This window comes from Nocardia spumae, from assembly GCF_020733635.1.
Taxonomy (GTDB): domain Bacteria; phylum Actinomycetota; class Actinomycetes; order Mycobacteriales; family Mycobacteriaceae; genus Nocardia; species Nocardia spumae.
In genome coordinates, this window is the sequence record NZ_JAJFZL010000001.1 from 916,342 (window position 1) to 934,315 (window position 17,974).

18 protein-coding genes and 4 tRNA genes are annotated in these 17,974 nt (G+C 67.4%); 13 read left to right on the forward strand and 9 right to left on the reverse strand.

From position 1 onward, the window contains the following. Nucleotides 1-2 precede the first annotated feature (2 nt). Nucleotides 3-4,076, reverse strand: coding sequence for a bifunctional nitrate reductase/sulfite reductase flavoprotein subunit alpha (locus tag LKD76_RS04050; protein ID WP_227985088.1), 4,074 nt, complete (start codon nt 4,074-4,076; stop codon nt 3-5). Between LKD76_RS04050 and LKD76_RS04055 the strand changes: the two genes are divergently transcribed. After that, a complete protein-coding gene (locus LKD76_RS04055; RefSeq protein ID WP_227985500.1) occupies nt 3,973-4,203 on the forward strand; it encodes a hypothetical protein in 231 nt (76 codons plus the stop codon). The genes LKD76_RS04050 and LKD76_RS04055 overlap by 104 nt on opposite strands. A gap of 66 nt (nt 4,204-4,269) precedes the next feature. On the opposite strand, the gene LKD76_RS04060 is transcribed toward LKD76_RS04055, so the two are convergent. The 4 genes from LKD76_RS04060 to LKD76_RS04075 form a co-directional block, all read right to left on the reverse strand. Continuing rightward, the gene (locus LKD76_RS04060) at nt 4,270-4,914 is read right to left on the reverse strand and encodes a demethylmenaquinone methyltransferase (protein WP_255659634.1); all 645 of its coding nucleotides are present in this window, start codon (nt 4,912-4,914) and stop codon (nt 4,270-4,272) included. After that, nucleotides 4,881-5,810: a 23S ribosomal RNA methyltransferase Erm gene (erm, locus tag LKD76_RS04065; RefSeq protein WP_227979581.1), complete on the reverse strand. Its 930-nt coding sequence runs from the start codon at nt 5,808-5,810 to the stop codon at nt 4,881-4,883. Before erm ends, LKD76_RS04060 begins: the two co-directional genes overlap by 34 nt. Before the next feature lie 333 nt (nt 5,811-6,143). Next, nucleotides 6,144-7,283 carry a glycosyltransferase family 4 protein gene (locus tag LKD76_RS04070; protein ID WP_227979582.1) on the reverse strand — a complete coding sequence of 380 codons (1,140 nt, stop codon included), beginning with the start codon at nt 7,281-7,283 and terminating at the stop codon, nt 6,144-6,146. A gap of 76 nt (nt 7,284-7,359) precedes the next feature. After that, nucleotides 7,360-7,842 carry a DUF3592 domain-containing protein gene (locus tag LKD76_RS04075; RefSeq protein WP_227979583.1) on the reverse strand — a complete coding sequence of 161 codons (483 nt, stop codon included), beginning with the start codon at nt 7,840-7,842 and terminating at the stop codon, nt 7,360-7,362. A gap of 41 nt (nt 7,843-7,883) precedes the next feature. On the opposite strand from LKD76_RS04075, the gene LKD76_RS04080 reads away from it, so the two are divergent. Continuing rightward, the gene (locus tag LKD76_RS04080) at nt 7,884-8,390 is read left to right on the forward strand and encodes a DUF2505 domain-containing protein (RefSeq protein ID WP_227979584.1); all 507 of its coding nucleotides are present in this window, start codon (nt 7,884-7,886) and stop codon (nt 8,388-8,390) included. A gap of 71 nt (nt 8,391-8,461) precedes the next feature. On the opposite strand, the gene LKD76_RS04085 is transcribed toward LKD76_RS04080, so the two are convergent. From LKD76_RS04085 to LKD76_RS04095, 3 genes are read right to left on the reverse strand one after another with little or no spacing between them, the layout of a single operon-like run. Then, complete coding sequence (locus LKD76_RS04085) at nt 8,462-8,908, reverse strand: VOC family protein (protein ID WP_227979585.1); 447 nt, start codon at nt 8,906-8,908, stop codon at nt 8,462-8,464. A 52-nt stretch (nt 8,909-8,960) separates the two neighbouring features. Then, complete coding sequence (locus LKD76_RS04090; protein WP_227979586.1) at nt 8,961-9,380, reverse strand: helix-turn-helix transcriptional regulator; 420 nt, start codon at nt 9,378-9,380, stop codon at nt 8,961-8,963. Next, nucleotides 9,380-10,663, reverse strand: coding sequence for a geranylgeranyl reductase family protein (locus tag LKD76_RS04095; RefSeq protein ID WP_227979587.1), 1,284 nt, complete (start codon nt 10,661-10,663; stop codon nt 9,380-9,382). Before LKD76_RS04095 ends, LKD76_RS04090 begins: the two co-directional genes overlap by 1 nt. A 284-nt stretch (nt 10,664-10,947) precedes the next feature. Between LKD76_RS04095 and LKD76_RS04100 the strand changes: the two genes are divergently transcribed. Together LKD76_RS04100 and htpX are read left to right on the forward strand one after the other, a co-directional pair. Then, on the forward strand, nt 10,948-11,970 hold the full coding sequence (locus LKD76_RS04100) for a polyprenyl synthetase family protein (protein WP_227979588.1): 1,023 nt from the start codon (nt 10,948-10,950) through the stop codon (nt 11,968-11,970). 110 nt (nt 11,971-12,080) lie between these two features. Then, entirely contained in the window at nt 12,081-12,959 is an 879-nt protein-coding gene (gene htpX, locus LKD76_RS04105; RefSeq protein ID WP_227979589.1) for a zinc metalloprotease HtpX, read from the forward strand. 3 nt (nt 12,960-12,962) lie between these two features. On the opposite strand, the gene LKD76_RS04110 is transcribed toward htpX, so the two are convergent. After that, complete coding sequence (locus tag LKD76_RS04110) at nt 12,963-13,454, reverse strand: YajQ family cyclic di-GMP-binding protein (protein ID WP_227979590.1); 492 nt, start codon at nt 13,452-13,454, stop codon at nt 12,963-12,965. A gap of 163 nt (nt 13,455-13,617) precedes the next feature. Here LKD76_RS04110 and LKD76_RS04115 point away from each other — a divergent pair. The 9 genes from LKD76_RS04115 (at nt 13,618) to rplK (ending at nt 17,924) form a co-directional block, all read left to right on the forward strand. Then, nucleotides 13,618-13,698 (forward strand) — tRNA-Tyr (locus LKD76_RS04115). A 218-nt stretch (nt 13,699-13,916) separates the two neighbouring features. Then, nucleotides 13,917-13,989: transfer RNA gene (locus LKD76_RS04120), tRNA-Thr, on the forward strand. Nucleotides 13,990-14,055: 66 nt separating this feature from the next. Further along, nucleotides 14,056-14,128, forward strand: a tRNA-Met gene (locus tag LKD76_RS04125). Between the two features lie 43 nt (nt 14,129-14,171). Continuing rightward, entirely contained in the window at nt 14,172-14,342 is a 171-nt protein-coding gene (gene rpmG, locus LKD76_RS04130; protein WP_011211653.1) for a 50S ribosomal protein L33, read from the forward strand. Between the two features lie 219 nt (nt 14,343-14,561). Continuing rightward, a complete protein-coding gene (locus tag LKD76_RS04135) occupies nt 14,562-15,635 on the forward strand; it encodes a fused (3R)-hydroxyacyl-ACP dehydratase subunits HadA/HadB (protein WP_308188610.1) in 1,074 nt (357 codons plus the stop codon). A gap of 205 nt (nt 15,636-15,840) precedes the next feature. Further along, nucleotides 15,841-15,913: transfer RNA gene (locus LKD76_RS04140), tRNA-Trp, on the forward strand. Nucleotides 15,914-16,022: 109 nt separating this feature from the next. Beyond that, complete coding sequence (gene secE / locus LKD76_RS04145) at nt 16,023-16,445, forward strand: preprotein translocase subunit SecE (RefSeq protein ID WP_227979591.1); 423 nt, start codon at nt 16,023-16,025, stop codon at nt 16,443-16,445. A gap of 142 nt (nt 16,446-16,587) precedes the next feature. Beyond that, nucleotides 16,588-17,418: a transcription termination/antitermination protein NusG gene (gene nusG, locus LKD76_RS04150; protein ID WP_227979592.1), complete on the forward strand. Its 831-nt coding sequence runs from the start codon at nt 16,588-16,590 to the stop codon at nt 17,416-17,418. Between the two features lie 71 nt (nt 17,419-17,489). Continuing rightward, the gene (rplK, locus tag LKD76_RS04155) at nt 17,490-17,924 is read left to right on the forward strand and encodes a 50S ribosomal protein L11 (protein WP_227979593.1); all 435 of its coding nucleotides are present in this window, start codon (nt 17,490-17,492) and stop codon (nt 17,922-17,924) included. Nucleotides 17,925-17,974 lie beyond the last annotated feature (50 nt).

Here is a 17,974-nt window from a genome sequence, read left to right on the forward strand (position 1 = left end):
GATCAATACACATCGCGCACATAGCGTTTCTCGGCGATGAGCTGCTTCTTGAACGCCAGTGCGGCGTCCTCGTCGAGTTTGCCGTGAATCCGGGCGATGGCGAGCAGGGTGTCGTCCACATCGCGGGCCATGCGCGCGGCGTCACCGCAGACATACAGGTGGGCGCCGTCGCGCAGCCACGACCAGAGTTCGGCGCCGTGCTCGATCATGCGGTGCTGCACGTAGATCCGCTCACGCTGATCGCGCGAGAAGGCGAGGTCGAGGCGGGTGAGGAAGCCGGAGCGGAACATATCCTCGAGTTCGGCCCGGTAGTAGAAATTGTCCCGCGCGTGCTGATCGCCGAAGAACAGCCAGTTGCGGCCGCGGCAGCCCAGCGCGCGACGTTCGTGCAGGAATCCGCGAAACGGTGCGATCCCGGTACCGGGGCCGACCATGATCATCGCGGTGGCGGGATCCAGCGGCGGCCGGAAATGCGGTGCGCGCTGCAGGAATACCGGCACACCGCCGGACTCGTCGCGATCGGCGAGATAGGTGGAACAGACCCCGCCCCGGGGATCCTCGGCCGCGCCGTATCGCACGACTCCCACGGTGAGCTGCACCTCGTGCGGACTCACCAGCGGACTCGACGAGATCGAATACTGTCGCGGTTGCAGCTTCTTCAGCACCGACAGCCATTCCACCAGATCGGCGCGCACCGGGAAATCGCGCAGCACGTCGACCGCGTGCCGATCCCACAGATACCGGTCCAGCTCGTTGCGATTGTCGCGACGCAGCAGTTTCGCCAACTGCTGGCTGGGATTGTGGCCGGCGATGAAGGTCAGCAGATCACCGCTGATCTTGGTGATATCGAAATGGCTGCGCAGCGCCGATTCCAGCGGCACATCGCGCCCGTCGACGTCGACCGACCGGCTGCCGTCGAGTCCGGTGGCGCCCAGCCAGTTCCGCACCGCGGTCGCACTGTTGGCCGGCCACACCCCCAGACTGTCGCCCACCTCGTAGCCGGCCTCCAGTCCGCTCAGATCGAATCCGAACTGCCGCACCTCCTTCGGCGAGGTCGCGCCGGACAGCAGCTCGTTGCGCACCAGCGGGGCGAGCACCGGAGCCTGACGGGTGAACGGCGCCGGCGCCGATCGGGTGGTCTTCGCGGGCGCGGGCGCGACACGGAGGCCGGTACGGTCGAGCACCGCGACTCCGGCGGTTGCCGCGGGGGTCGGTCCGCCGCCGCTCGGCGGATCGGTGTCCTCGGCGCCCAGGGCGGCCAGCACCGCCGCGGTCCACGCGTCGGACAGCTCGTGGTGATCGGGTTCGCTGTCCACCCGCTCCAGCAGACGTGTCGCACCCCGTTCGGACAGCAGCCGATCGAGGGCGCGGCCGTAGCCGCAGAAGTCGTCGTAGGAGGAATCACCCAGCGCGAAGACCCCGTACCGCACTCCGGTGTGGCGAGACGCGCTCTCCCGCAGCCGGTCCCAGAAATCGGCGGCGTTGTCGGGCGGGCCACCGTCGCCGAAGGTACTGGTGATCAGCAGCATGTCCCCGGTCAGCTCGGCCGGTTCACACGCGTTCATCTCGACCAGCCGGGGGGTATGCCCGTGTTCGGCGAGGGCGGCCGCGACCGCGGCAGCCAGCTCTTCCGCGGTTCCGGTCTGCGAGGCCCACAACACGGTGACCGGCCGGCCCGCCGGACCCGCCTCCGGGGCCGCCGCGGCGTCCTCGGAGGCCCGGGAGTACATACCGGCCAGTAGTCCGTCGATCCACCAGCGGCTGCGTTCGGACAGCGGCGCCGACTCCGGCAGCACCGGCTGGCCCCGCACCGGAAGTGATTGCAGGGCAGCCAGATAACCGCCCAGATAGATCCGTTCGGATTCACTGAGCGTGGGTGCCGGTCCGGTATCGAGACCGAGCATCGCCGCGAGCGGATGCGGGGCCTCGGCCGGAGTGTTCGCCGGCTCCGGGGCGGGTTCGGGTCGCGGTACCGGCGCGACCCGGCGCAGGGTCACCGCGGCGGCCTTGAACTCCGGCTGTAGCGAATCCGCGTCGACGGCATCGTTGGTGACGGCGTTGATGGTCAGGTATTCCCCCTGCTCGTCGTTCCAGTGGAAGGGTGCGAAACACGCGCCCGGCCGCACCCGATCGGTGATCTGCGCCGGCAGGACGGCTCGCCCCCGGCGAGAGGCGATTTCGATCTGATCCCCGGGCCGCACCTCCAGCCGTCGCGCATCCTCGGGATGAATCTCGAGAAACGGCGCCGGGTTGAGTTTGTTGAGTTTGGCGACCCGGCCGGTTTTGGTCATGGTGTGCCATTGATGTTGGACGCGACCGGTATTGAGGATGAACGGATAGTCGTCGTCGGGCATCTCCGCGGGCGCCATATGCGGCCGGGGCCAGAACACCGCCCGCCCGCTCGCCGTGGGAAAGGCCAGTTCGTCGGTGCGATAGCGAATCGGATTGCGCCGCTGTGCCGGATCGGGGCACGGCCACTGCATCGGGCCTTCCCGCAGCGCGGCATAACTCATTCCGCGCAGGTCGTATCCGGTCTTCGGATTCGCGAAGCGACGGATCTCGTCGAAGATCTCGGCGCTGGAATCGTAATCGAATCCGGTGAACCCCATGGCGGTCGCGATCCGCGCGATCCACTGCCAATCCGGCATGGCCTCGCCCACCGGATCCACCGAATGCCGCAGCAGCGTCACATCGCGCTCGGAATTGACCATCACGCCGTCGGATTCGGCCCACAGCGTCGCGGGTAACAACAGATCGGCGTAGGCGTTGGTCGCGGTATCGCGATAGACGTCCTGGGTGATCACCAGCTCCGCCGCTTCCAGGCCCGCGATGACCGTTTTACGATTCGCGACCGAGGCCACCGGGTTACTGCAGATGATCCAGCACGCCTTGATGGTCCCCTCGGCCAGCGACCGGAACATCTCGATGGTGCCCCGTCCGGATTCGGCGCGAATGGATCCGTCCGGCAGGCCCCATTCGGTTTCGACGAAGCGGCGATCGTCGGCGACCAGCGCGCTGCGCTGACCGGGCAGTCCCGGGCCCATGTAGCCCATTTCCCGGCCGCCCATGGCATTCGGCTGGCCGGTCAGCGAGAACGGGCCGCTACCCGGCCGGCAGATCGCGCCCGTGGCCAGATGCAGATTGCACAGGGCATTGGTATTCCAGGTGCCGTGGGTGGACTGGTTGAGGCCCATCGTCCACAGACTCGTCCATTCCCCGGCCGCGCCGATCCAGGCGGCGGCGGTACGAATATCGTCCTCCGCCAGTCCGGTGATCTCGGCGACGCGGGCGGGCGGATAGTCGGCGAGGAAATCCGGCATCGCCGCCCAGCCCTCGGTGTGCGCGGCGATGAACTCCTGGTCGATATCACCGTTTTCGACGAGCAGATGCAGCAGTCCGTTCAGCAGCGCCAGATCGGTGCCGGGACGGATCTGCAGGAAAAGATCTGCGCGGGCGGCGGTTTCGGTGCGACGCGGGTCCACCACGATCAGTCTGGCCCCGGCCTTGAGCCGATCGGCCATGCGCAGGAACAGAATCGGATGACAATCGGCCATATTCGAGCCGATGACGAAGAACAGATCCGCGCGATCGAGATCGTCGTAGGATCCCGGTGGCCCGTCGGCACCCAGCGACTGTTTGTAGCCGGTACCCGCGCTCGCCATGCACAATCGCGAATTGGATTCGATGTGGACCGTGCGCAGATAACCCTTGGCCAGCTTGTTCGCCAGATATTGCGCCTCGAGCGACATCTGCCCTGAGACATAGAGCGCGATCGCGTCGGGGCCGTGCTCGTCGGCGATCGCGCGCAGCCGCTCGGCCGCATCCCGCACGGCCTGCTCCACCGGCAACGCCACCGGCTCCTGGCCACGCCGGGGGCGGTGCAGGGGAGCGGTCATACGGCCGGGAGCCCGCATCAGCTCCAGGTGGGTGGCGCCCTTGGTGCACAGCCGCCCGGCGTTCACCGGATGCGATGTGTCCCCGCTCACCTTGGCGATGACCGGTGCGCCGGAGTCGTCGCGGGCGGTCCGCACGCTGATTCCGCAGCCCACACCGCAGTACGAGCACGCGGTCCTCACGGTGCTCGGTGAACTCTCGGCGGCGCTCGACACATCTCCGATGATCGCGAGTGCCCGTTGCGACGGATTTACCCAACGTTATCGGCAGATGACGAAAGTCCTCACCAGGGCCGATGGGGTGTGGTGAGAACTATGCGGCCTGCCCGGTCGGAGGCGGTTTCCTGCGCCGCCGCCGCCCGGGCGGTGAGCTAACTCACCCCAGTTTGTAACCGCGGTGCAGGGCGACGATGCCGCCGGTCAGGTTGCGCCATTTCACCGACGACCAGCCGGCATCGGTGAGCCGCATCGCCAATTGCCGCTGATTCGGCCAGGCCCGGATCGACTCCGCCAGGTAGACGTAGGCGTCGGGGTTGCTGCTCACACCCTGCGCGACCTTGGGCAGCACCCGCATCAGGTATTCCATGTACACCGTGCGGAACGGGCCGAACACCGGAGTGGAGAACTCCGCCACCACCAGGCGGCCGCCGGGCTTGGTGACCCGCAGCATCTCCCGCAGCGCCTGATCGGGGTCCGATACGTTGCGCAGCCCGTAGGAGATGGCGACGGCATCGAAGGAGTCGTCGGCGAACGGCAGTGCCGTGGCGTCGCCGTTGACCATCGGGAGCCGCCGGAACCGGCCCGCCTCCAACATGCCCTTGGAGAAGTCCAGAGCCAGGCACCAGGCGCCGGACTTCGCGAATTCGGCGGTGGAGACACCGGTTCCGGCCGCCAGATCCAGCACTCGTTCCCCCGGGCGCAGGGCCAGCGCCCGGCGTGTGGCCCACCGCCAGTAGCGGTCCTGGCCGCCGGTGAGCACGGTGTTGGTCAGGTCGTACCGCTTCGCGACCCCGTCGAACATGGACGCGACCTCATGGGGTTGCTTGTCCAGTGAGGCCCGAAACGACTCTGTCTTCGCCACGGATGTGACCCTAGCGCGGCCCGCCGCGGTGGGGGACGCGGGTCGGTGCGCGCTCGGTGCGCGGCCTCGGGAATCAGATGGTCGAAGATTCGCAGCCAAGCCCCGGGCGGAACCAGGCCGACGGTGAGGTCACGGGAGATCCCCGCCGCCGCACAGGCTCCGCGGACCGCCCCGGCCGGATGCGCCCGCCGCAGCGACGCGGCCAGCGATCCGCCGACTCCGGAGAAACCGAGCTCCACCAGCTGCTGATACTCGGTTCGAAACCGCTGGGGCAGTAGCGGTTCCGGCCGTCGTCGCAGCCGCAGCACGGCGGCGTCCACCGCGGGGCGCGGATGAAAGGCGGTGCGGCTCACCCACGGCCCGAGCGAGGGCTCGGTCCAGGGCCAGTGCGTGATCGACAGTTTCGACCAGCGGCCGTAGTCACCGGAGTGTTTGCGGGCGAACTCCGATTGGGTCAACAGTGTGGCCGATCGCAGCCGGGGAGCCGCCAGGCACCACCGCACGATATCCGTGCCGATCGCGAACGGTATGTTCGCGACCACCGAGAACGGCTCACCGGGTGCGGTCACCTCGCGAAAATCACGGTGGTAGCAGCGTATTCGATCGTCATCGGCGTAGTGCCGCCGCAACCGGGCGGCATAGTGCGGATCCTTCTCGTAGGCCAGCACGCGCCGGCTCACCGTCAGCAGCTGCCGGGTGAGCATGCCGGCCCCGGGGCCGACCTCGAGCACCAGATCCCGGGAGGTGACGGCGGATTCGGCCACGAGCATGCGGGCCACGCGAGGATCGATGAGGAAATTCTGGGACAGGGTTTTTCGGGTACGTGAACGGGACATGGTGTCCTCCGGACGGAGCGGTCGAATCAGAACCGGTGATTCGCCCGGACCCGTGCTCGCGGCACACCACATCCCGCGGAATTCGCACCGGGGACAGTCGCCCGATACAGCGCTGTCGATTCAGCGGCAGGTGGCCGCTCCGGTGCGGAGAGGTAGCTCCGGAATCGGAGATGGGGTGGCGCTCAGTGCGCACCGGGGGTCCGGGCCGTCATGCGCAGCCGCACGAAATACGCGCCGAACGCGCACGTCCCGTTCATGCCTGGACTTCCCATACCGTCGACGCTAGAGCGCGGCGGCACCGGTGTCGACCGAATTTCGAGCCGGCCGGTGTGTTCAGGCGGTGCGATGCAATAGCTGCTGCCCGCCGATGACATCGTGATAGTGGCCCATCAGTTCGGTGCAGATCGCGGGCCAGGTGCGGTGCAGGACGGATGTGCGCGCGGCACGGGCGAATCGCGCGCGCGACACCGGATCCCGCAGGGCGGCAACGGCACTCGGCAGCAGTTCGGCGAAGCGATCGACCGGCAGCAGATAACCGTTGCGGCAATGGGCGATCAGATCGCGAGGGCCGCCCGCGTCGGGCCCGATCACCGGAACACCGCACGCCAGCGCCTCCTGGACACCCTGGCAGAAGGTCTCGTGCTCACCGGGGTGCACCATCAGATCCAGGCTCGCGTAGGCCCGGGCCAGTTCGGCGCCACCGAGTTCGCCGGTGAAGACCGCGGTCGGCAGCAGCCGGTGCAGCCGGGTGCGTTCGGGACCGTCACCGACCACGACCAGCCGGATACCGCGATCGTGGGCGAGGGCCGCCAGCCGCTCGACATGTTTCTCCGGCGCCAGCCGGCCGACGAATCCGACGACCAGCCGATTCCCGTCGGCCCATTCGTCGTGCAGGCGCTCGTCCCGGGCCGAGGGCGTGAACCGCACCGTATCCACACCGCGGGCCCACCGGTGCACGCGCGTGATGCCGTGCCGGGCCAGATCCTCCATCGCGGCGGAGGAGGGCGCCAGAGTGCGCGCCGCCCGATTGTGGATACGCCGGGTCCAGGCCCATGCCGCCCGCTGCGTCGCGCTCAGCCCGTAACTGGCCGCGAACCCGGCCACATCGGTCTGGTACACCGCGACCGCGGGCAGATCCAGGCGCAGCGCCGCCGCCGCGCCACCGGCGCCCAGCAGGAACGGGGAGGCCAGATGCACCACGTCCGCGTCGAACTCCTCGATCGCGCAGGTGAGCAGCGGTTGTGGCAGCCCCACCGGTAGCGAGCTGATCCGCGGCACCATCACCGCCGGCACCCGGATCACCGGGAAGCGGCCGTGGGAGCGGGCGGCCGGTGGCCGGCCGCGCGGCGTATCCGGCGCGATGACCAGGGCATCGTGCCCGTTGCGGTCCAGATGAGCCAGGACCTGCAGGACGGAGTTCACGACACCGTTCATATTCGGCAGAAACGATTCGGAGACGATCGCTACACGCACCTCTGCAGTGTGCGATACCGGGGGCACGCCACGACACCACACCGGGATGACGGATGTGCGAAGTTCGGGCGAACAGCTAGTCGGATGTCGGTGCCGGACGCTGCCGTCGCGCGAACCGCCGGACCAGCCACAGCACCGGCAGCGTCACCACCCACACCACCACGATCACCGACAGCGCGGGAATGATCGCCACCCGGGCGTCGCGCCCGGCGACCCGGACCAGTTCCGGATCACTGCGGCTGTATTCGACATTGATCCGCTCGCCGGCGGTCAGTTTGGTGGGGTACAGCACGCCGACCTTGGGATTGTGGGTCACCCCGTCCGGCGTGACGTAGGTGACCGCGGAGCGCAGCCGACCGGCCGACAATACTTCCGCGCTGGTCACGCCCTTATCGGAGCTGATGAGCATATCGTCGCGCCAGGCCGCCAGCACCAGCAGCGCCGCCAATACGCTCACCGCGACGGCGATGGTCACGATGGTGATCCGAGTCCGCCGGAGGCGACGCGAACCGGGTTCGGCTCGATCCTCACGGACAGCAGACTCGGTGGTTTCCGACACCGCAACAGGCTATTGCATGCCTGGAGATAGCGTATGCGCCCATGTCCCGAAACTTCCGCTTCACCGTGTCATACACCGTCCCGGTCGAGGAATTGCACCGGGCGCTCACCAGCGACGAATTCTGGCAGGCCCGCTTCGAGGGTGCCGAGACCGCGACCTTCGAACTGGCCCGGCCGGGCGGTCCCGGCACCATCCGCCTGCGGATGACCGAAACGGCGCGGCCGGACAAGATCCCGGCGATCGTGCGCAAGGTCCTCAAGAACGATCTGGTACTCGAGCGCACCGACGACTGGGGCCCGCTCGACGGCGACACCGCCGCGGGCACCTTCACCGCGACCTCGTCGGGCATCTCCTCGGAGATGAGCGGGAAATACCTGCTCCGCGGGACGGCCACCGGCTCCGAACTCGAGGTCAGCGGGACGGTCAAGGTCAAGGTCGCGCTGGTGGGCGGGGCCATCGAACCGCTCGCCGAGCAGTTGCAGCAGCGCGTGGTCAACAGCGAGCGCACATTCGTCGAGAAGTACTTCGCCGCCAAGTCCGAGGCCTGATCGCCCGGCCGCGACGAGCCGTGCCGGATCCGTGCACGCGGTCCCCGGGTGCACGAGTCCGGCCTCGCCGGCTACTGCGACCAGTCGGCCGCGGCCGGATCGAACGCGCGCTGTTCGACCAGGACCAGCCAGTTACCGGAGTTGTCGCGCATCACGGCCTCCACCCCGTACGGCCGCTCCGACGGCGGCTGCACGAACTCCACCCCCTTGGCGGTGAGCTCCTCGTAGGCCTTCTGGCAGTCCTCGGTGCGCAACCCCAGCGCACCCATGGTGCCGTTGCCGAGGGAGCGGCGGACGGCCTCGGCCATACCCTCGTCGAGCGGCGGGCCCGGCACCATGAGCGTCACCTCGAGTTCGGGATGATCCGGCTGAGCCACGGTGACCCAGCGGAACCCGTTGTCGCCCATGGAGATGTCGGTCATCTCCACGAAACCCAATTTCTCGATGTACCACTGCTTGGCCGCGGTCTGATCGGTCACGTACACCGTGACCAGGGAAACGTTGGTGATCGTCGTCATGAGATCAGGCTAGGAGCCGCCGCGGGCCGGCCGCTTCTCCGAAATTGCGATATCACCGCGGTGGCCGGCGATCGGAGAGCCCGTGCATGAAGACGTAACAACCCGGAATGCGCGGCGCCCCATCGGCGGCGAACTTTGCCTGGTAGGCCGAGGGCGACATCCCGACCAGTTCGGTGAACTTGCGACTGAACGAGCCCAGGCTCGTATAGCCGACCAGCACGCACGCCTCGGTCACCGTGATGTTGGTGGCGCGCAACAGATCCTGCGCGCGTTCGATGCGCCGCTCCGCCAGGTACAGCGCCGGAGTCCGGCCGTAGGTGGCGGCGAAACAGCGCAGGAAGTGATACTTCGACACCCCGGCGGTGGCGGCCAGTTCGTCCACATCGAGCGGCCGCGCGTACTCGCGATCGGCCAGATCACGCGCCCGCCGCAAATGGGGGAGCAGGTCCTCGGGCACCGAGTGGGCGCGCATCAGCTGAACGGCGCCCGTTCGTCGAAACGCAGCGACGCGCGTCCGGCGGCGCGCCATGCCCGCGCGGTGAGATCGCTGTCCTGCTCGTCCACCAGATTGCCCATCACCCGTACCGCCGTGCGCTGCAGCAGCGCCGAACGCATCACCGGCGGCCCGCCCGCCGGCACCATCCGTGGATGGGTCGCCAGCGCCGCGATCCGGCGGGCCACCGAGAAGGTCCGCCCGTAGCGGGCCCGCAGCAGATCCGGCCACAGCGTGGTCAGGTCCGGTTCGCCGAGCAGTCCGGACAGCAGATGTCCGCCTTCGAGTCCGTAGTCGATGCCCTCGCCGTTGAGCGGGTTCACACATCCGGCGGCATCGCCGACCAGCGCCCAGTTCCGCCCGGCGACACCGGAGACCGCGCCGCCCATCGGCAACAGGGCCGAGGCCACCGCGCGGGTCTCGCCGTCGAACTGCCATTCCTCCCGCCGCAACGAAACATAATGCTGCAGAAGAGGTTTCAATGAGATGTGCGAGGGCCGTCGCTCGGTCGCGAGGGAACCCACGCCGATGTTCACCTCACCGTTGCCCAGTGGGAACACCCAGCCGTAGCCCGGAACCAGGGCGCCCTCCGCGTCACGCAATTCCAGATGCGAGGTGATCCACTCGTCGTCGCTGCGGGCCGAACGAATGTAGGCGCGCGCGGCGACCCCGTAGGCGAACCGGCGGTGCCAGACCCGGCCCAGCAGTTTGCCGACCGGTGATCGCACCCCGTCGGCGACGATCAGAGTGTCGCAGCGGATCTCCCGTGTCCCGGAGTCGGTTCGGACGGTCACACCGGTGACCCGATCCCCGTCGCGATCGACATCCACCACCCGCACGCCGTCGATCATGCGCGCACCCCACTTGACCGCGGTCTCGCGCAATGTGTCGTCGAGTTCGGTTCGAGGAACGGCGCTTCCGTAGGCCGGGAACGAGCCGCCTGGCCAGGGCAGTAGCGCCTCCCGGCCGAATCCGGCCATCCGCAGCCCTCGGTTGACGGTATGGGAGCGAACCCAGTCGCCGAGTCCCAGCGCTTCCAGTTCCGCGATGGCCCGCGGTGTCAGCCCGTCACCACAGGTCTTGTCCCGGGGAAAGACCGCGGCATCGGTGAGCAGAACGTCGCGACCGGTCCGTGCCGCCCAGGCCGCCGCGGCGGAACCGGCCGGTCCCGCGCCGACGACCAACACCTGGACGTGCTCGGGCAGGACGGCGCTGTGCTCACGCTCCGGTGCCGTCGAGTCGCCTGCCTCACCTGAACCCATGTCCCAATACTGGCAGAGCTCTCCGCTCCGTTTCGCTCCGGCGGGTTCGAGGTAACCGACGCCGAGACGTACGCGGTGGTGGTTGTCGGCCCGCCCGGATTCCGGCCCGGCGGAGCCGGGGCGCGGAGCGGAGGAGCGGAAGAGTGAAGAATCGAGGCGGAGGGGGCCCGATACCCGCCGGAGCGCGGCGGAGGCAGCGGGCTCTGTGACGGTGTTCATGGGAGCCTCGAAGCCGACAAGCTAGGTTCTTCGGTGTGGGGACGGACGCGGCATTGGGAGAAGACATGAGTGCATCGGCTCTGAGCGATGAGAGCACCGTGGTTGCCGGGGTCGATCTCGGCGATCCCGAGCTCGCGGCGACGGTGCGCAACGGGCTCGAAGAGGTGGAGAAGTTACTGGTCAGCGAGCTGTCGGATGGGGAGGACTTCCTCCTGGAGGCGGCCCTGCACCTGGCTCGCGCCGGGGGGAAGCGGTTCCGTCCGCTGTTCACCATCCTGACCGGCCAGCTCGGACCCCGCCCGACCGACCCCGATCTGATCACCGCCGGCACCGTGGTCGAACTGGTCCACCTGGCCACGCTGTACCACGACGACGTGATGGACGAGGCGTCGATGCGCCGCGGCGCGCCGAGTGTGAACTCCCGGTGGGGCAACAGCATCGCCATCCTGTCGGGTGACTACCTGTTCGCGCATGCGTCGCGGCTGGTGTCGACTCTCGGCCCGGACGCGGTGCGCATCATCGCCGAGACCTTCGCCGAGCTGGTCACCGGCCAGATGCGGGAGACTTTGGGCGCCAAGCAGTCCCAGGATCCCGTCGAGCACTATCTGCGCGTGGTGTGGGAGAAGACCGGATCGCTGATCGCGGCGTCGGGCCGATTCGGCGGCACCTTCTCCGGTGCGGGCCTCGAGGATGTCGAGCGGCTGGCCCGCCTCGGTGACGCGGTCGGTACGGCATTCCAGATCTCCGACGACATCATCGACATCTCGTCGGTCTCCGAGCAGTCGGGTAAGACGCCCGGGACCGATCTGCGCGAGGGTGTGCACACCCTGCCCGTGCTGTACGCGCTGCGTGACGAGGGCGCCGAGGGGGACCGCCTGCGCGCCCTGCTGGCCCGGCCGCTGGAATCCGACGACGAGGTCGCCGAGGCGCTGGACCTGCTGTCCCGCTCGCGCGGCATGGTGCTGGCGAAGCAGAAGCTGCAGGGCTACGCCGATATCGCCCATGCCGAGCTGTCGGCCCTGCCGCAGGGGCCCGCCAACGACGCGCTCGAACACCTGGTCCGCTACACCATCGAGCGGGTGGGCTGAGCCGCGCCGACCGGCTTTCGCGTCCGGTTCGTCCTGATGTGATCGATATCGCACGGCCGGGGCCGGTATCGGCCCCGGAACCGGAACCCACCGCCGATCGTTGATCCGACATGCATGGTTACGCGAACGGTTTGAAGACCTTCGGGCTCATGGTGGGTCTGTCGGCACTGATCGTGTTCGCAGGTGCGATGTTCCGCAACCCCACAATCCTGATCATCGCGATCCTGCTGGCCGTGGGCATGAACGCCTACGCCTATTTCAGCAGCGACAAGCTGGCCCTGCGGGCCATGCACGCGCAGCCGGTATCCGAACTCGAAGCGCCGGTCATGTACAAGATCGTGCGGGAACTGGCGACCACCGCGCGCCAGCCCATGCCACGGCTGTACATCAGCCCGACCTCCGCGCCCAACGCCTTCGCCACCGGTCGCAACCCGCGCCACGCGGCGGTCTGCTGCACCAGCGGCATCCTGCAGATCCTCGACGAACGGGAACTACGGGCCGTCCTCGGCCACGAGCTGTCGCACGTCTACAACCGCGACATCCTGATCTCCTCGGTGGCCGGCGCCCTCGCCGCGGTCATCTCCGGCCTGGCCAACCTGGCCTTCTTCGCGAGCATGTTCGGTGGCGGCAGCCGGGACGGCGAAGGCCCGAACATCCTCGGTGTGCTGCTGGTCTCGCTGCTCGGCCCCATCGCCGCGACCCTGATCAAACTCGCGGTTTCGCGCTCGCGCGAATATCAGGCCGACCAGGACGGCGCCGAGCTCACCGGCGACCCGCTGGCGCTGGCTTCCGCGCTCCGCAAACTCGAACGCGGCACCCAGGCCGCCCCGTTGCCGCCGGAACCCCAGCTGACCGCGCAATCACATCTGATGATCGCCAATCCGTTCCGGGCGGGCGACAAAATGGCCCGCTGGTTCTCCACCCATCCCCCTATGGGCGAACGAATTCAGCGCCTCGAACAAATGGCCGGCGGCCCGCGGAGTTACTGACCGTCACCGGTAGTTCACGAATTGGAGGGCGACCTCGAGATCGGCGCCCTTCAGCAGTGCGATCACGGCCTGCAGATCATCGCGCTTCTTGCTGCTGACCCGCAGTTCGTCGCCCTGGATCTGCGCCTTGACGCCCTTCGGGCCCTCGTCGCGGATCTTCTTGGCGATCTTCTTCGCATTCTCGGTGGAAATACCCTGAATCAAATTTCCGGTGATCTTGTAGGTTTTCCCGGAGGCCGCCGGCTCACCGGCCTCGAATGCCTTCAGTGAGATATCGCGACGGATCAATTTCTCCTTGAAGACCTCGAGCGCCGCCTTCACCCGCTCCTCGGATTCGGCTGTCAGCACGATCTTCTCCTCGCCGGACCATTCGATACCCGCGCCCGTCCCGCGGAAGTCGTAGCGGGTGAGAAGTTCCTTGGCCGCCTGATTGAGGGCGTTGTCGACCTCCTGCCGGTCGACCTTGCTGACGACATCGAATGACGAATCGGCCACGCTGCGCTCCTGTCTGACGGCTCACGTTTCACCCGGTGCTCCGGTTAGGGAACTTTCTACCCCGGCTACCCCGCATCGGTCACGGCACCCCGCTGGCCAGCCGGTTTGCGTCCAGGCGCCCTGATCGTTGTATTCTGCTCTGCGCGCTGACACAGCGCGATTCGGCGGATTGCCCGAGTGGCCAAAGGGAGCTGACTGTAAATCAGCCGCGAAAGCTTCGGAGGTTCGAATCCTTCATCCGCCACCCGTTCAGGGCCCTCTCCTCTCGGAGAGGGCCCTGTTCTCGTTCGCGGGTGATTCGCGGGCCCGCACCCCCACGCTGAGCTCCCGATGGGCGAAGCGACGGCCAAAAATTCCGCGCTGAGCTGCCGGTTTGGTAAGTTTGCCGTGCAGTGTGTAACCTCGTTCAAGGCTTCAGCGCACCGGGTGCGGAGGATTCCAGCTCGGAGCGAATGGAGCCATGCCCCCTTAGCTCAGTCGGCAGAGCGTTTCCATGGTAAGGAAAAGGTCAACGGTTCGATTCCGTTAGGGGGCTCGCCGGATTGCCGGTGGTGACCGACGGCATCTCCAGGGCCCAGGCGCCATCGCAAGCCGACCCTATGGCGGTGTAGCTCAGTCGGTAGAGCAAACGACTCATAATCGTTGTGTCGCCGGTTCAAGTCCGGCCATCGCTACAAAACTGATACCCCGTCAGGTTGACCCGAAAGAAGGCATATCGTGGCCGCGAAGTCCACCGATGTCCGGCCAAAGATCACCTTGGCCTGCGAGCAGTGCAAGCACCGCAACTACATCACCAAGAAGAACCGGCGCAACGACCCGGATCGTCTGGAACTGAAGAAGTTCTGCCCGAACTGCGGCACCCACCGGGCGCACCGCGAATCTCGCTAGATTTCTCCGCGTGCACGCTGCCGCGCGCGTAGTCGGCGCTCGGATCGAGGGAGGTACATCGATGACCTCCCCGGATGTCCGTGGCCTAATGCCGACCCATGCAGCACTCGATGCCGGAGCAGGTTTTCCAACCCGCTCCGGCATTTGCTGTTGATGCGGTAGTTTCACGCTCCGCAGACTCCGGTAGCGGAGTCAGATAGGGACTCACTTTCCGTGACAATCAACACCGGAACAGAAACAGTGGACGCGCCGAACTCCGACAGTGAAACCTTCGATCCCTCGGCCCATGCCGCCGCCATGGTCGGTCACCACTACCGCGTGGACGACTACTACGAGGTCGGCCGTGAGAAGGTGCGCGAGTACGCGCGTGCCGTCCAGGACTACCACCCGGTCCACTGGGACGAGAGCGCCGCGCAGGAGTACGGCCACCAGGGCCTGCTGGCGCCCGTGACCTTCATCTCGCTGGTCGGCATCCTGGCCCAGCGCAAGCTGTTCGAGCAGGTGGTCACCGGATACGACCTCAGCCAGATCATGCAGACCGATCAGATCCTGGAGTTCCACCGCCCGATCCGGGTCGGCGACCAGCTCACCTGTGACGTCTACCTGCACTCGTTCCGCCAGGCGTTCGGCGGCGACATCATCGTCACCAAGAACATCGTCACCGCGCAGAACGACGAACTGGTCCTCACCACCTACACGACCCTGGTCGGTCGCAGCGGCGGTGACGTCGATCCCAATATCGCCGACGCGGTCCGCAACATCCTCATGCACGGCGTGGGGGAGGCGCCCGAACACCACGCGCGGGCCGAGGCCCCGGCCGGCCCGCCGCCGGTTCCGGTCACCACCACCCCCGAGGTCGTCGTCGGCATCCACACCCGCTCGTTCGACGACGTCGCGGTCGGTGACGAACTGCCGCCCCGCATCGTGCGGCTCACCCGCGGCGATCTGGTGAACTACGCCGGTGTGTCCGGCGACGCCAACCCGATCCACTGGAGCGACGAGGTCGTCGAACTCGCCGGCCTGGACACCGCCGTGGCGCACGGCATGCTGACCATGGGCCTGGGCGGCGGATTCGTCACCTCATGGCTGGGCGACCCGGCCGCGGTCAAGGAGTACAACGTGCGCTTCACCAGCCCGGTGTACGTCCCCAGCGATCAGCCCGCCGAGGTCGAGTACACCGGCAAGGTGAAGTCGGTGGACCCGGAGAACCGCACCGCGGTCGTCGCGATCGTCGCGAAGTCCGGTGGCCGCAAGATCTTCGGGCGTGCGACTGCCACCGTGCAGCTGGCATGATGGTCGCCGTCGGCCCGATTGGCTATCCGCCGGGGCGGTAACGTACACTCGGGATTCTGGGGTCGCCAGCCACTGCGCGCTGCTCTGAGGGGCTGGTTCCGGGCGGGTGACCGCCGGGGCCGGCACACCGACGGAGTGGCGCGCGTGTTGTGTGGCCCAGATCGACACAACTGAATAGCACCGTGCTGGATGTGAGTCCAGCCGAAGGGGCGTAGCTCAATTGGCAGAGCAGCGGTCTCCAAAACCGCAGGTTGCAGGTTCAAGTCCTGTCGCCCCTGCACTGGATGCCAGCGACGAGAGAGGATTCAGCGTGAGCGAGCGTAGCGAGCGAGCCATTGGCACAGCGCGCATCGCGCACGCCGGAGCCGAGCGGAGCGAGGAGAAGGCGTGAGCGACGAGCGGGACATTCGCCACGGCGCGCATGCCGCCGATGACGAAGACACCGCTGCGGTGAACCGGCCGAGTGGTAAGCGGTCGGCGCGTCGTGCTCGCACCGGATCTTCCTCGGACAGCGACACCGGCTCCCTGGCCACGATCGATCGTGGTGAGGGCTCCGGATCGGATTCGGCATCGCGTAAGGCGTCCAAGTCGGCGAAGAAGACCGCCGGAAGCGGTCGGGGCAATCCCTTCAAGCGCCTGGTGAAGTTCCTACGGGAAGTCATCGCCGAACTGCGCAAGGTGATCTGGCCCAACCGCAAGCAGATGGTCACCTATACAAGCGTTGTCCTGGTGTTCGTGATCTTCATGGTCGCGTTCATCAGCGGGTTGGACCTGGCGTTCATCAAGGGTGTCAACTGGCTGTTCGGCTAGCTGACCCGTCGGCGCCAGCAGCGGAGCCTGCGCAGTGACCACGAGTGCTGCGCCGTCCCCGCCGAGCGAGGACGGAACCAGCCGCCGGATTCACTTCCGGCGCGCAGTGGATGTACGTGACGACACAGGAAGCGAGTGCCCAGTGAGCACCCCGGAGAACGGCACAACCGACGAGTTCCCGGTCGACGACGAGGCGGCGGAGACGACCGCCGACGAGGCGACCGTCTCGGACGGTACCGCGACGTCCTCCGACGAGGCCGTGTCCTCCGATGACGAGGCGGCCGACGACGAGGCGGCCGACGACGAGGCGACCGCCGAGCCGGTAGCCGCGGAAGAGCCTGCCGATCCGGTCGCCGAGATGAAGGCGGCGCTGCGGCGCGCCCCGGGCGACTGGTACGTGATCCACTCCTACGCCGGTTACGAGAACAAGGTGAAGACCAATCTCGAGACCCGTGTGCAGAATCTGGGCCTCGAGGACTACATCTTCCAGGTCGAGGTCCCGACCGAACAGGTCACCGAGATCAAGAACGGCCAGCGCAAGAACGTGCAGCGCAAGGTGCTGCCCGGCTACATCCTGGTCCGGATGGATCTCAACGACGAGTCGTGGGGCGCGGTCCGCAACACCCCGGGTGTCACCGGATTCGTCGGCGCCACGTCGCGCCCGTCGCCACTGACCATCAACGACGTGGTCAAGTTCCTGGTCCCGGCCGAGCAGCAGCAGAAGAAGCCGGCCGCCGCCGCGGCGGGTGCCGCGGCAGCCAGCGAGACCGTCACCGAGACCGTCGCCAAGCCGGCCATCGAGGTCGACTTCGAGGTCGGCGAGTCGGTCACCGTCATGGACGGCCCGTTCGCGACCCTGCCGGCCAGCATTTCCGAGGTCAACGCCGAGCAGCAGAAGCTCAAGGTGCTGGTGTCGATCTTCGGCCGTGAGACTCCGGTCGAGCTGGCCTTCACGCAGGTCGCGAAGATCTGAGACTTCCGGGGTCTCGCACCCCGGGACAGGCTTACGGAAGTCCGTAAGGAACCTAAACCAAGGAAAGAAAGATGCCCCCCAAGAAGAAGAAGGTCGCCGGGCTCATCAAGCTCCAGATCCAGGCCGGCCAGGCGAACCCCGCCCCGCCGGTGGGTCCCGCGCTGGGTCAGCACGGCGTCAACATCATGGAGTTCTGCAAGGCGTACAACGCCGCGACCGAGTCGCAGCGCGGCAACGTCATCCCGGTCGAGATCACGGTCTTCGAAGACCGCTCGTTCGACTTCAAGCTGAAGACTCCGCCCGCCGCCAAGCTGCTGCTCAAGGCCGCCGGTGTGCAGAAGGGCTCCGCCGAGCCGCACCGCAACAAGGTCGCGACGGTCACCATGGACCAGGTCCGTGAGATCGCCAAGACCAAGCAGGAAGATCTGAACGCCAACGATCTCGATCAGGCGGCCAAGATCATCGCGGGTACCGCTCGCTCGATGGGTATCACCGTCTCCGAGTGACGGTTTCCCGCCCTCGCCGGTGACGGCGGGGTGTGTGTGGGAGGGACGGC

Bases quoted from the DNA above. Each gene is read 5' to 3' on its own strand.
- erm (WP_227979581.1), bottom strand. From the start codon at position 5,810: ATGTCCCGTTCACGTACCCGAAAAACCCTGTCCCAGAATTTCCTCATC.
- rplK (WP_227979593.1), top strand. From the start codon at position 17,490: ATGCCCCCCAAGAAGAAGAAGGTCGCCGGGCTCATCAAGCTCCAGATC.
- LKD76_RS04100 (WP_227979588.1), top strand. From the start codon at position 10,948: ATGAGTGCATCGGCTCTGAGCGATGAGAGCACCGTGGTTGCCGGGGTC.
- LKD76_RS04060 (WP_255659634.1), bottom strand. From the start codon at position 4,914: ATGTTCGACGGGGTCGCGAAGCGGTACGACCTGACCAACACCGTGCTC.
- LKD76_RS04090 (WP_227979586.1), bottom strand. From the start codon at position 9,380: ATGCGCGCCCACTCGGTGCCCGAGGACCTGCTCCCCCATTTGCGGCGG.
- LKD76_RS04080 (WP_227979584.1), top strand. From the start codon at position 7,884: ATGTCCCGAAACTTCCGCTTCACCGTGTCATACACCGTCCCGGTCGAG.
- LKD76_RS04085 (WP_227979585.1), bottom strand. From the start codon at position 8,908: ATGACGACGATCACCAACGTTTCCCTGGTCACGGTGTACGTGACCGAT.
- LKD76_RS04095 (WP_227979587.1), bottom strand. From the start codon at position 10,663: ATGGGTTCAGGTGAGGCAGGCGACTCGACGGCACCGGAGCGTGAGCAC.
- htpX (WP_227979589.1), top strand. From the start codon at position 12,081: ATGCATGGTTACGCGAACGGTTTGAAGACCTTCGGGCTCATGGTGGGT.